This is a genomic window from Aliiglaciecola litoralis, assembly GCF_039523355.1.
GTDB classification, from domain to species: domain Bacteria; phylum Pseudomonadota; class Gammaproteobacteria; order Enterobacterales; family Alteromonadaceae; genus Aliiglaciecola; species Aliiglaciecola litoralis.
On the sequence record NZ_BAAAFD010000005.1, the window covers coordinates 32,352 to 45,277 of the forward strand.

Here is a 12,926-nt window from a genome sequence, read left to right on the forward strand (position 1 = left end):
ACTCAATTCATGACAACAGTAATCAAACGGAATAAATGGGAAATTTGGCGCGATGTAATATTCGCGCTTTTTGCTCGTGAGATCCGTACTGGGTTCAGTGATAAATTAGGTTTAAGCTGGGCTTTGGTAAACCCAATCGCCTTTATTTTCGTGTTGTCTTTTATCCGAGGTCGGATGGATGGGGGCGATACCCATGGCGTCCCTACTTTTGTTTTTATGGCTTATGGACTGATATTCATTCAAACCTTTCTGAACACGTTTACGACATGTTCAGGGTCGATAAAAAAGAACAAAGCGCTTTTTGCATTTCGCCAAGTACAACCCATCAGTGCAGTGATTGCCGCGGCTATGTTTGAAGTACTGGTAAAAATATTTGTGATTATCGGTATATTTATCGTGATGTATTTCTTAGGAATAGAAATTAACATCGATAATCCATTGTTGATGATGTTTTGCATTTTCTTGCTATGGTGGTTTTCAGTGATGATGGGACTGATGTTTGGGATCCTGATCTTGTATGTACCAGAAGTAAATAAATTGATGAATTTATTTACGCGCCCTTTGTTTTTTATTTCAGCGACCTTTTTTTCTTTGCAAGATTTCCCAAGAGAATATTGGGCGTACCTTAACTGGAACCCAATACTGCATGCCATTGAATTGACGCGTTATGCAGCCTACCATGCCTATGGCACGGATGGTGTAAGCCTTACATTTTTATCGTTAACCGTATTGGTCACAACTTTTTTAGCTTTGTCGATATACTACACCAATTGGCGTCAGGCTATTAGCCGATGATAAAGTTAGAAAACCTGACAAAGTATTATCCGTCGAAACTGGGTAATCAGTATGTATTTAAGGATATTACTTTCGAGATCCCATCCAATCATAATATTGGAATATTGGGCTCTAATGGCGCAGGTAAATCAACCCTGTTTAGATTGCTTGCAGGAAGTGAATTTCCTAACAAAGGTAATATCGTCACTGACCTTAATTTGTCTTGGCCGGTGGCATTAATGACCGGTATTCATCCGCATATGACGGGACGAGAAAATACGCGATTCATAGGGAAAATTAACGGTATTGCCGATTTAGACGCTTATGAAAAACGCGTTCAAGAGTTCGCTGAATTAGGTAATAAATATGATTTGCCCGTACGATTTTATTCCAGTGGCATGAGACCTCGTCTGGCCTTTGCTTGTTCCATTGCCATCGATTTTGATGTGTATTTAATTGATGAAGTGACATCCGTGGGAGATGCGAATTTCCGGCGTAAAGCAAAAGAAGCATTATTGGAACGCAGTGAGGATGCAAATGTAATTATGGTGAGCCATGAAATGGACGAAATCAGACAGTTTTGCGATAGCACTATCGTGTTAGATAATGGCAACTTAACTTTTTACAATGATCTCGAGCAAGGGATCGAAGCATATCGAGCTTTATAATAATGACTGAGCAGACTATAAATGACGTAGAGCAACGATTCTTAAATTTGCGTAAGGAATTTACTGAGCAACAGTGGACAAATCCTGAGCTGATAAGTGAAAAAGTTGACGAACTAACTAAAACCGATGTGCCACTGGCTTATCGTTTGATGCAGCGATTGAAAAACATTCAACCCGGCACAAAATCTAAAAAACAACTCAACTACTTGAAAAGTTTGATGTTACGAGATTTTCCGCATCTTATGGCATCCTCCTCAACAGATGGCTCGGCCGCTGATAAAGTCAAAGCAGGTGCTCATATCGCGGTAGAAAAATTAAAGTTAAAAGCTAAAACCGCAAATTGGAAGAGCATTGCTACGCCATTATCTATTTTTGTATTAATTCCGTTTTTCGTTTTCGCTGTGTATCAAATAATGTGGGCAAGCGATCGATATGAAAGCAGAACACAGCTGATCATTAAGCAACCAGATGGTATGAGTACATTGGACCCTGCAATGGCGTTGCTGTCTGGGTTTGGTGGGGCCCCTATGTCTAATGACAATGAGCTTGTGAAAGCTTTTATTTTGTCTGCTGACATGATTGAGTATTTACAATCGACCCTTAATTTGAGGGATCATTATAGTGATACGCAATGGGATTTTTTTAGTCGCTTAAGTGATGATGCTAGTAAAGAAGATTTACATGAATACTTTGGCAAAATAATCAATATCGAGATCGACGAAACTTCTAGTTTGATTACGATTTCAGTGCAAGGTTTTGAGCCAGATTTTTCTCAGAAGTTAGCGCGTACTATTGTTGAAAGAGCTGAATGGTATATCAATGAAATAGGTCATGCGCTAGCAAAAGAACAGATGGCGTTTGTGTTAAACGAACATCAAATGGTAGAAAAGCGATTACAATCAGCCAAGTCTCAATTGCTAACTTTTCAGCGCAAACATGATTTGTTAGATCCCGAAGCAGAAGGAATGGCGTTTCAACAAATTACCTATCAACTTGAAGGTGAAATTGCCAGTACCCAAGCCCAACTTGCCGCTTTGCTAACTGGAATGAGTGAAAAAGCCCCCCAAGTAATGCGCTTACGTGCGCAATTGAATAGTTTGGAAGGCGAATTAGCCGCCCAGCGAGCAAGGTTAAGCAGTGGTAAAGGTGATGTTTCCAATGATGGGAGCTCGGTGGGCGAGCTATTAGCCAAGTTTAGTGACCTCAAAATTGACATGGAACTGGCACTCAAAGCCTATGCATCTTCACAAGTTTCTTTGGAAAAATCTCGCATAGAAGCTTATCGGCAATTAAAATACTTGGTCATCATTGAATCACCGACCTTACCAGAGGACGCAAAATATCCTGAAGTGTTTTATAATTTAGCGTTATTTTTGGCCGTATTACTCATGTTATTTGTCATTGGTCGGATTATCTCCGCCACTGTCAATGAACTCAGATAACGAAACTCAGGAATATGACATTGCGACGAAAAGGTATCGTATTAGCTGGAGGGGAAGGAACTCGTCTCCATCCTCTTACCTCAGTCATCAGTAAGCAGTTAATGCCGGTTTATGATAAGCCGATGATTTACTATCCAGTTGCCACACTTATGTTGGCGGGGATAAAGGATATCCTGATTATCTCGACGCCTAGAGAGTTACCGCGTTTTCGAGCCCTATTAGGAACTGGAGAGGCATGGGGAGTCAGTTTCAGTTATGTCGAGCAACCAACCCCAGATGGTCTCGCGCAAGCCTTTTTGTTGGCCGAAGAGTTTATAGGGAATGATCCCTGTGCGTTGATTTTAGGCGACAATATATTTTATGGGCATGACTTACAGCGAGCGCTAAACAGTGCAGCACAAAATGAACAAGGCGCGACGGTATTTGGTTACCATGTTACTGATCCTCAGCGTTACGGTGTGGTTGATTTTGATGACCAATGGAACGCGCTTTCTATTGAAGAAAAACCTGACCAGCCTAAGTCGCAGTATGCCATCACGGGTTTGTATTTTTACGATAATCACGTTGTCGAGATGGCAAAACAAGTAAAACCATCCAAACGAGGTGAGCTTGAAATTACCGATCTCAACAACCTTTATCTTCAGCAAGGGAAGTTAAGTGTCGAGTTAATGGGACGTGGGTCAGCATGGTTAGATACAGGGACTATTGATAGCTTGTTAGATGCATCTAATTTCATTGCCGCGATTGAAAAAAGGCAGGGGTTGAAGATCTGTTGCCCTGAAGAAATAGCGTATCGAAAAGGCTTCATTGACGCCCAACAACTCGAAGATTTGGCTAGGCCATTGATAAAAAGCGGTTATGGCATGTATCTGTATAAAATATTAAAAGAAAAAGTGAAATCTTAACTGTGAAAGTAGTCAGTACTTCGATTCCCGACTTGAAAATAATTGAACCGCTCGTTTTTGGTGATGAGCGTGGGTTCTTTATGGAAACTTATAGAGACGACTGGTTTAAACAGAACGTTGCCAATGAAGATTTTGTGCAAGACAACCACAGTAAGTCCAAACAAGGTATTTTGCGCGGATTACATTATCAATTAGTCCAGACCCAAGGGAAATTGGTGCGCGTGACATTAGGCGAGGTTTATGATGTAGCCGTCGATATGCGCAAGTCATCCGCCACGTTTGGGAAATGGTTTGGAGTTACCTTGTCCGCGGAAAATAAACGGCAGTTATGGGTACCTGCGGGCTTTGCCCATGGCTTTTATGTTACTTCTGACTATGCCGAGTTTTGCTATCGTTGTACCGATTATTACCATCCTGAGTCAGAAGTATCGGTCCGCTTTGATGATCCTGCATTAAATATTGATTGGCCTTTGCTATCTAATCAACAACCAATACTGTCTGAAAAAGACCAACTTGGGGTGTCTTTTTCTTCGGCCCCAAGCTTTACCTAGTTGTACTTCGATAAATGAATATTATTGTTATTGGAAAGAACGGCCAACTGGCACAAGCCCTAAAACGACTCAACCCAAAGGTAATCTGTTTAGGCCGCAATGATATCGATGTCATTGATGAAAACAATTTAACGGCAGTACTAGATACCTTCAATATAAAAGGGATCATTAATGCAGCAGCCTACACAGCGGTTGATAAAGCTGAAAGTGAGCCAGAACAAGCTTTTTCGCTGAATAAAACCGCGGTGGCCAACTTAGCGAGCTATGCTGCAAGTAGACGGCTACATTTGGTTCACGTATCCACTGATTACGTTTTTTCCGGCGATAAAAACTCACCTTATCTAGTCAATGATCCCCATGAGCCTAAGGGTACTTATGGTGCCAGCAAAGCTGCTGGAGAAAACGTCATTCGACAACGTATTCCCGAGAAAAGTTGTATCATCCGCACCAGCTGGGTGTACTCAGCAACAGGCAATAACTTTGTCAAAACCATGCTCAAGTTAATGGTGGAAAAAACTGAGTTGGCAGTGGTCGCAGATCAAACAGGCTCTCCAACATCGGCAATGGCTTTGGCCAATGCGTGCTTATTGGCAAGTGAACAACAGATCACAGGCGTACATCATTTTACTGATGAAGGAAGCTGTACTTGGTATGACTTTGCTTTGGCAATTCAGGACTTCGGATACCAATATGGGCTGTTAAGGTCAAAGATACCCGTAAAGCCTATTCCAACCTCAGCTTATCCAACACCTGCCAAGCGCCCCAAGTACAGTGTGTTAGATATATCAACCCTGAACAGGGCATTCACAGGGTTAACACGCAATCATTGGCAAGTGGAACTTGAACACGTGATACAACAACTAGCACAGCAACGCGAAATAGGAGTAACCACTAATGACTAAGCCAACTTCTTTATTGGTCACTGGTGGTGCCGGTTTTATCGGTGCTAACTTCGTTTTATATTGGCTTGAAAACCATCCGCTCGATAACGTTGTTGTTCTCGATGCGCTCACCTATGCAGGAAATCGTCAGAGTTTGGTATCAGTAGAATCAAAGCCAAATTTTACATTTGTACAGGGTGATATTTGCAATACTGCACTCGTTGAGAGGCTACTGACCGAACATGAGATAAACACTATTGTGCATTTTGCCGCTGAATCTCATGTTGATCGCTCAATCACTGGGCCGGATACCTTTATTGAAACCAATATTATTGGCACTTATAGCCTATTAAAAGCGGCAAAAAAATGCTGGATTGACCAACCCCGTGCTCAGGGACAAGTGCCCTTAGAACATCGTTTTCACCATGTCAGTACCGATGAGGTTTACGGTACTTTAGCACCCACCGATCCCGCATTTACTGAAAATACACCTTATGCGCCCAACTCGCCTTACTCAGCAAGTAAAGCTGCCAGTGATCATCTAGTCAGGGCCTATCACCATACTTATGGATTAGAGGTAACCACCAGTAATTGCTCGAATAATTATGGCCCTTATCATTTCCCTGAAAAACTTATCCCGCTAATCATCACCAATATTCTCAACGATAAGCCGCTGCCAATATATGGTGACGGAATGCAAATTCGTGATTGGCTATACGTTGAAGATCATGCCAGAGGTATAGAGTTGGTATTGAATAAAGGTGAAGTGGGCGAAAATTACAACATTGGCGGACACAATGAATGGGCCAATATCGATATTGTTAAGCTGATCTGTGCAAAAATGGATCAGGCATTTAGAGACAACAGCGAACTTATAAAAAAGTATCCCAACGCTGACAAAGCTCAACAAGGAAAGTCAGTTGAACTTATTACCCATGTCACCGATCGAGCAGGACACGACCGCCGCTATGCAATTGATGCGACAAAAACTGTGCAGGCGCTAGCGTATAAACCGCAAGAGTCATTCGAAACAGGAATTGATAAAACAATTAATTGGTATCTCGAAAATGCCGAGTGGTGGCAGCCGCTACTTTAGGTTTTTCTAGCTATTAATAGGCGTTTAATCAATACCGTTGATGAGCTTTAACCGTGATGCCAACTGACAAAATTACTAGTGCAGAATTCAACAAGTTTTTAATTAAATTGCGTGACAAATCTTTTAGATCCAATTACTTTAAAAATGATTGATGATATTTAAAAGCAACCTGCAATTTTAAATGTCTTAGAGTATCCTATATAAAACATTAATGTTTTAAGGGCAGGAAAAGGTAAAAGCTAACTTTTTTTCTACTTCAAAATACAAAACGCTTTATCAAGTTGTAAAAGGAATTACACATGTCACACCGTTATAATTTTCGCCTCTTAAACTCCATAATGTTTTCAAGTTTAGTTTTTCTTACTAAGAGGTGTCGTGAAAATTGATTGCAATTCACACCTCAGTAAACCCAGTGTGGCTGGTAGTTGGTTAGATGTGAAATTATTTATCACCCTTGTGTCATTAGGTATCTGCAATTCGCTTAGCGCTGGCTAATTGTTAGCTAGGGCTATGCCGAAGCTGTGAGCACAATTGGCCTTTAATTAGTTTACTGCTATTAAACTAAATTAACTTAGTGCTAGTCACTAGGCTAATTTTTAAACATTTTATTTCATAAAATTTTCTTGCTCATCAATCTTGCGTGTTAAATACACTGAAAAAACCAGGTCATTGTTAATGCATCTATTTTTTAGTATTAAATTTGACCAAATTATGGATGTGGTCTAACTTTAAATTTCAATTTAAGAGTGAAAATCATAAATACATTAAATTGACTATTAAGCGGATAAAGAGTGAGTTGTTTCTTTTAAAATCAGTAAATAGTGAAATGTTGAGCAGTAGAAAAGGAATGAACTGTTAGTTTCCTAAATAGCTTGTAAAACTGGAATATAGATAGTGATTGGGAGAGAGTCAGTGCTCACTTAAACTATTAAAAATAATCCATATTTAGTGTCATTTAGCAATCACCGGTACATCATCCTTCTCTGCACGTGAATTTCCTCAATGGACTAATAATAAAGTTAGCTTGACGGCAGTCATAAGGATTTCTCGAAATGAAAAATAGCCGAGTTACATTGCTCTCATCAACCATTTTATTAACTTTTATACCAACATTTGTGCAAGCCGAAACAGTTACGGTTCCGCACATTTTTAGCCCCGGAACTCCTTCAATAGCCGCAGAAGTCAATGAGAACTTCTTTGTTTTACAAAACAGCATCAACGAATTGATTCAACAAAACAATGGTAACCTTCAAATACCATTTCGAATTTCTGCTGATGTAAAGGGACCAAATATAGCAGATTCAGCGAATGGTGATGAAGCAGACCCCTATTTGCCTGAGCATCATGTTGCGATATTTGAGAACACTCGTTCAACCACTAACGAGAATGACTCTATCCGAGTCAACACAGGTGGGGTAGCCGTCATACTTCATAGTGATGGCCAAGATGATTTAACTGACGATCCAGATGTAAACGACTACGTTTTAAATACGATAAATCGTAATGACCACTTTGCTACTTTTTACCGTGCAAATAGAGACGGAGTTAACATAATTGTTGGGCGTATTGAAGGAGAGTCCGTCTGGGATCTTGGGGCATATCTGCAAAAAGCGGCAGATCTAGCTACAGAATTCCCAATAAATGAGTGGGTTGGTATTAAATTTAATGATCCTGAAGAATGGATTAAATTTACTCCGCCATATTTGGATTTAAGTAATTTTTCGGAACCTTATATAAGCGGTGGAAATTTGCCTAGTCTCACGATTAGGAATTTCGTGCCTCCTAGGTTTACTAATGGTAGCTTGCCTTCGCTCAGCTTCGGCTCATTTAATCAGCCAACCTTAACTGGTGGACGCCCGCCCAGTTTGCGTCACGATGGTTTTGACGCCCCCAGTTTTAACTTTTCATCAGGGCATTTAAATGGCAACTGTGAAGGCAACGAAGGCTCTGATCCCACTCAGGTTTGTATTGATTTAGGGTTGTTTGAGATTGATTTTGGCTTTCCAGATTTAAGTATAGATTGGGGAGATCTTGATGTTCCTTTCCTAGGTTTCCAATTGGATCAAGGTAGCTTACCAAATTTTAATATTGGCACCTTGGGTTCAAATAGTGCAATTAATAATTGGATAAAACTTTATAGAGGAACCTTACCGACATTTAATGCAGGATCTTTGCAAAATTTCCCAGATCTAATTAACTTTTCAAAAGGCGCATTACCGACTCTTCATTTAGGCTCATTAGATCCTCAAAATTTTATTAACGATTTTAAGCTTAACCCTGGCGGAATTAGCTTCGAAAAAGCTCCTATTGAGTTTTTTGATATCAACGGGGGAAATAATGGTAATTCACTAGGCGAACGGCTTGTCGAGCAAGCCGGCCCAATGGCCGGGCAAGTGTTTAGACAGCTTGCAAATCCAATTGAAGCATTGGTTTCTCAGGCTATGTTAGTCGCTACAGGCTCCGGTGTGAGTTACGAATCAGGAGCGGGTGATTACGCAGAATGGATGGAGCGTATTGATCCAGAAGAGCAACTGAGTCCGGGTGAAGTAGTCGGTGTATTCGCTGGTAAAATTTCTAAAAAAACAGAAGGCGCAGATCATCTAATGGTAGTTTCTTTGAAACCTATTGTTTTAGGTAATATGCCAGATGAAGACGTTCGAGACCGATATAACAAGATAGCGTTCATGGGGCAAACACCAGCTTTTGTGCGCGGCTACGTGCAAAAAGGTGATTTTATCCTACCAAGTGGAAAAGGCGATGGCCTTGGCCGCGCCGTTAACCCTGAATTAATTACGATAACTGATCTGCCATTGGTTATTGGAGTTGCTTGGTCTGAAAGCAACAATATAGCCGGAATTAGTCCCATTAATTTAGCGGTAGGGTTACGACCTGCTGAATCTGCCAAAGTCTTTGTTAAACAACAGCAAGAGTTACACGATGTTGTTGCTGAGAACAGAGTTATGAAACAACAAATGGCAGAATTATTAGCGCAAAACAATCTTCTCCAACAAGAAATGGCTAAAACGCAAGAATTAGTTAGTGGATTGGAGCTTATGGAGAAAAAGCTGGCCCAATTAGCCTTTATTTACGATTCTCAAAAAAACACAAATAACCTGGCTTTTAATAATGATGAGTGAGTTATTTAGAATACGTTGAATGATTCGTTAAATTGAAATCATATCGATTGCTTAGTTTCTATATTAACTAATGAGAATATAAAAAATAGGCCCTGGTCTATAACCGAATAAGACCTTTTATAAAAACAGTGTGTTGGAAATATTATGAATTTTTATAAAATTTATGCCCCATTGCTGCTTATTGGGATTGTATCATCCGCTTTGGCTTCAGAATTATTCTGGGGAGAAGCAAACTGGAATGAGAGCAATTGGCAATCAAGTGGCAATAGTGATTATTTGGATACTGACAATGATCGCCAGTTTAATATATTTGATATTGATGATGACGGTGATGAAGTCTTAGATTCTGAAGATGCTTTTCCTTTAGATGTGACTGAATCAGTTGATACAGACGGCGATGGCATCGGCAACAATGCTGATAATGATGATGATGATGACGGAATACTCGACGTGGCTGATATGTATCCACTTGATCCTACACGTTCTGGAGACATGACTTTCACAGTGCAGAACGACACCAACGGTGACGGCAATGCCGACATACTGTGGCGCAATGCTGATGATGGCCGAAACTGGCTGTGGACCATGAATGGCCGTTCCATTGTTCGCAGTGCCGGTATCAATGTGATTGCCGATCAAGCGTGGCAAATTGTTGGTCGTGGCGATTTCGACGGTGACGGTAAATCTGACATCTTATGGCGCAACAGCAATACCGGCCGCAACTACATTTATTTGATGGACGGTTTTAGCATTAAGCAACAAGGCCAACTGAATTACGTGGTGGACAGTAACTGGCGAGTTAAACAAGTTGCTGATTTTGACGGTGACGGCAAAGACGACATTTTTTGGCGTCATGGTGTGCGCGGTGATACCTGGATGTACTTGATGGATGGTATGAGTGTCAAAGTATCTCAAGCCAACTTACGCGTCGCCGATTTGAACTGGGAGATTGTCGCCAGTGGTGATGTTAACGGTGATGACAAAGCCGATGTGGTTTGGCGTCATAAAACCAGCGGCGATAACTACATCTGGTTGATGAACGGCACGACTATTGCCAATCGTTATGTGCTTAATCGCGTGGCTAGCAGTGATTGGACAATCGCCGGAGCCGGTGACTTAAACGGTGACGGCACCGACGATATTATCTGGCGCAATCAAAACGATGGGCGTAACTGGGCCTACTTTATGAATGGTGGTCAAATTCAATCCAGCTCGCTCATTAACACAGTTTCCAACCTCAATTGGCAAATAGCCGACATCAGTGATTTAGATGGTGATGGTGATGTGGATCTATTTTGGCGTCAAGGGCAAACCGCTCAGAGCTATATATATCTAATGGATGGCTTTAGTATTGGTAGTTCAGGGTATAGCACTACGGTAAATCCCAACTGGAAAGTACAGAATTAGCACTTTGTCGTTATTCTAAACAGAGGCTTAGGCCCTGATTTAATCGAAACTGACCTCTAAAGTGAATTAGCAATCTAAGTCGGGGAAGTTTCTAAGTGCCATCAAAAACCGCAAAACATTGATAAATACTCGTATTACTGCTAACTTCGAGTCCTAAATGTTAGTTCGTCAGTTAGGCAGGGAAGCTAATATCACTCTCCATTTCCAGCTCAATTGAACTTGTGTTCCATCATTGTTAATCATTGTATTAACCAGACGTAATATGGATTGTTCATGAATTCACTTGTCATCAAAATTTCACTAATAAAGCGACTACAGTTGCATTGCCTTCTACTAATTTCTTTCCTTAGTTGGTCAGTCAATGCAAATTTGACCGATACAGCAAAGAAAAAAATCGCCACAAATCAATCCTATTTGTGTATCGAAATTGATAGCAGGTTATGCAATATTAACTCGTCGTTCTTGCAGTTCAATTCATACTTTGAGGAACTAAAGCGGCAGCGCAAGGCTGGGCAGATAAGGACGTTCTTAGATGATTTGATTTTGGAAAATAAGCCAAATTTAAGCGCGGCTTTAAGTGAATTGAAAGGAGTGACTTATGGTAAGGGAGTTAACAAATTTACACTTTCAGAAACCTTATTAACGCTTATAAAGTTTTCAACTTTAGAATCTGAGTACGAAAAGTTTGGTCGGGTAACATTAAACAAAATTGACGATAGCTTGTTATTACAAAATTCGGTTGAAAGCTGGGATATTTGGCAACGGCAAGTAGATATATTTAACGATCAAGCTGCAGAGTTTGAGGAAGAGTACAAAGATCCATTTCATTCTGCGTCTTATCAATTCGCGGAGCTTGGTGAGCACTTTATAGCCAGTGCATTTCAAGTTAAATCTACAGTGCCATTGGCATGGAAAGTGTCTGAAGCCACTTTTCTCAGAGCGGCAAAATATGCCAAAGCTGTGAAATCAATTAAAGAAACCATTGAACAACTTCAACATGTTGGGAGTTATATTAAATTAGTTCCACTGGCTTTAGATTTTATGGAAGCCACAAATGAAAATTACATGAGTCAAGAGAGTAAAGAAAGAGCGATGCTGCTATTTGAAACTGAATTAGCAGTAATGAAACGCTCAAATGCAAGCAAACTTGCTCATATTATTAATGATGTTCAAAAAATCATTAATTATTCGAAAATGATCGATTCTTTGAACGTCATTGAAAGTTATTATCCGCAAGATGATTATTTAAAATATCCAATCCAAAATTCATTGTCATTCTTAGAAAGTCAGTTATTGGTTACCATGGCTGATTTACTGCAAAGCATTGCTAATGTAACAGGGATAACGGGAACATCCGTTGCCCATGACTTAGCAGATATTTCATTTGAAGCGATTAAGGTCTTTGGTGATAAAACCAATATATATCGTACATCTATGTCGCGAGCTTCATTAGGTGAAGAATATTTACATTTACGTATGGAGCAAATGGAAATAGCTCGTTCTTTGTATCTTCATTTTTCCTATTCTCACTTCGGTCTTGTCGTTAATAGCGGGGAAGAGATTGAGAAGTCTAGAGTTAACTATTACACGCCCTATCTTCAATACTTAAGTAAATCGGGTGTTGTTGAAAGCGACGTGAATATTCAGCTAACGACGTATAAAGAATTCCTATTTCCGTATATTCGAGCATTCTACCCATATAAAGGTCGCTTTATAGAGACTATGTCTGCAGCTTGTAACTTTATGCAAAGGGAAGAAATCCCAGACTTTGAGATATGCGTTGAAGACGATGAGACTTTTCAAGCTAATTGGGAAAAAACGATACCCAAGCGAGAAATCATTAAACTTCTTTCACTTCAGGTTGATGATAATTTCATTGGTTATACCGATATTCAACATTATCTCAAATTAAGAAGGTACAAAATTGTCTCTCGGGACTTAAATGTCAACCAATTGGATAGTTTTGTATTAGACGCAAACGCGATGGTGTGGCTGACCAGGACTATTTTTGTAAAAAATAATTCGTATCCTATTTGGTGGACTGAAAAATGAGAAACAGGATGTT

Annotated in this window: 10 protein-coding genes; all 10 read left to right on the top strand. The window is 40.1% G+C overall.

Annotated elements, in window-relative coordinates:
* The first annotated feature begins 9 nt into the window (after positions 1-9).
* The 10 genes from ABD036_RS10040 (at position 10) to ABD036_RS10085 (ending at position 12,913) form a co-directional block, all read left to right on the top strand.
* Positions 10-795 carry an ABC transporter permease gene (locus tag ABD036_RS10040; RefSeq protein WP_343859394.1) on the top strand — a complete coding sequence of 262 codons (786 nt, stop codon included), beginning with the start codon at positions 10-12 and terminating at the stop codon, positions 793-795.
* Positions 792-1,442: an ABC transporter ATP-binding protein gene (locus tag ABD036_RS10045; protein ID WP_343859396.1), complete on the top strand. Its 651-nt coding sequence runs from the start codon at positions 792-794 to the stop codon at positions 1,440-1,442. Before ABD036_RS10040 ends, ABD036_RS10045 begins: the two co-directional genes overlap by 4 nt.
* A gap of 2 nt (positions 1,443-1,444) precedes the next feature.
* Positions 1,445-2,884 (top strand): KpsE/RkpR family capsule polysaccharide export protein, encoded by a 1,440-nt coding sequence (locus ABD036_RS10050; protein WP_343859398.1) that lies wholly within the window; start codon positions 1,445-1,447, stop codon positions 2,882-2,884.
* A 14-nt stretch (positions 2,885-2,898) separates the two neighbouring features.
* On the top strand, positions 2,899-3,789 hold the full coding sequence (rfbA, locus tag ABD036_RS10055; protein WP_343859401.1) for a glucose-1-phosphate thymidylyltransferase RfbA: 891 nt from the start codon (positions 2,899-2,901) through the stop codon (positions 3,787-3,789).
* 2 nt (positions 3,790-3,791) lie between these two features.
* Positions 3,792-4,340, top strand: a complete 549-nt coding sequence (gene rfbC, locus ABD036_RS10060) for a dTDP-4-dehydrorhamnose 3,5-epimerase (protein WP_343859404.1) — start codon at positions 3,792-3,794, stop codon at positions 4,338-4,340.
* A gap of 14 nt (positions 4,341-4,354) precedes the next feature.
* Positions 4,355-5,242 carry a dTDP-4-dehydrorhamnose reductase gene (gene rfbD / locus ABD036_RS10065; protein WP_343859407.1) on the top strand — a complete coding sequence of 296 codons (888 nt, stop codon included), beginning with the start codon at positions 4,355-4,357 and terminating at the stop codon, positions 5,240-5,242.
* Positions 5,235-6,317 carry a dTDP-glucose 4,6-dehydratase gene (rfbB, locus tag ABD036_RS10070; RefSeq protein ID WP_343859409.1) on the top strand — a complete coding sequence of 361 codons (1,083 nt, stop codon included), beginning with the start codon at positions 5,235-5,237 and terminating at the stop codon, positions 6,315-6,317. Before rfbD ends, rfbB begins: the two co-directional genes overlap by 8 nt.
* Positions 6,318-7,369: 1,052 nt before the next feature.
* Positions 7,370-9,454 carry a cell division protein ZapB gene (locus ABD036_RS10075; RefSeq protein ID WP_343859411.1) on the top strand — a complete coding sequence of 695 codons (2,085 nt, stop codon included), beginning with the start codon at positions 7,370-7,372 and terminating at the stop codon, positions 9,452-9,454.
* Positions 9,455-9,598: 144 nt separating this feature from the next.
* Positions 9,599-10,861, top strand: coding sequence for an FG-GAP repeat domain-containing protein (locus ABD036_RS10080; protein ID WP_343859413.1), 1,263 nt, complete (start codon positions 9,599-9,601; stop codon positions 10,859-10,861).
* 273 nt (positions 10,862-11,134) lie between these two features.
* Positions 11,135-12,913 (top strand): hypothetical protein, encoded by a 1,779-nt coding sequence (locus ABD036_RS10085; protein WP_343859416.1) that lies wholly within the window; start codon positions 11,135-11,137, stop codon positions 12,911-12,913.
* Positions 12,914-12,926: the final 13 nt, after the last annotated feature.

What these genes read in the sequence shown, in the direction of transcription:
- ABD036_RS10040 (WP_343859394.1), top strand. Translation starts at nt 10, where the DNA reads ATGACAACAGTAATCAAACGGAATAAATGGGAAATTTGGCGCGATGTA.
- ABD036_RS10045 (WP_343859396.1), top strand. Translation starts at nt 792, where the DNA reads ATGATAAAGTTAGAAAACCTGACAAAGTATTATCCGTCGAAACTGGGT.
- ABD036_RS10050 (WP_343859398.1), top strand. Translation starts at nt 1,445, where the DNA reads ATGACTGAGCAGACTATAAATGACGTAGAGCAACGATTCTTAAATTTG.
- rfbA (WP_343859401.1), top strand. Translation starts at nt 2,899, where the DNA reads ATGACATTGCGACGAAAAGGTATCGTATTAGCTGGAGGGGAAGGAACT.
- rfbD (WP_343859407.1), top strand. Translation starts at nt 4,355, where the DNA reads ATGAATATTATTGTTATTGGAAAGAACGGCCAACTGGCACAAGCCCTA.
- rfbB (WP_343859409.1), top strand. Translation starts at nt 5,235, where the DNA reads ATGACTAAGCCAACTTCTTTATTGGTCACTGGTGGTGCCGGTTTTATC.
- ABD036_RS10075 (WP_343859411.1), top strand. Translation starts at nt 7,370, where the DNA reads ATGAAAAATAGCCGAGTTACATTGCTCTCATCAACCATTTTATTAACT.
- ABD036_RS10080 (WP_343859413.1), top strand. Translation starts at nt 9,599, where the DNA reads ATGAATTTTTATAAAATTTATGCCCCATTGCTGCTTATTGGGATTGTA.
- ABD036_RS10085 (WP_343859416.1), top strand. Translation starts at nt 11,135, where the DNA reads ATGAATTCACTTGTCATCAAAATTTCACTAATAAAGCGACTACAGTTG.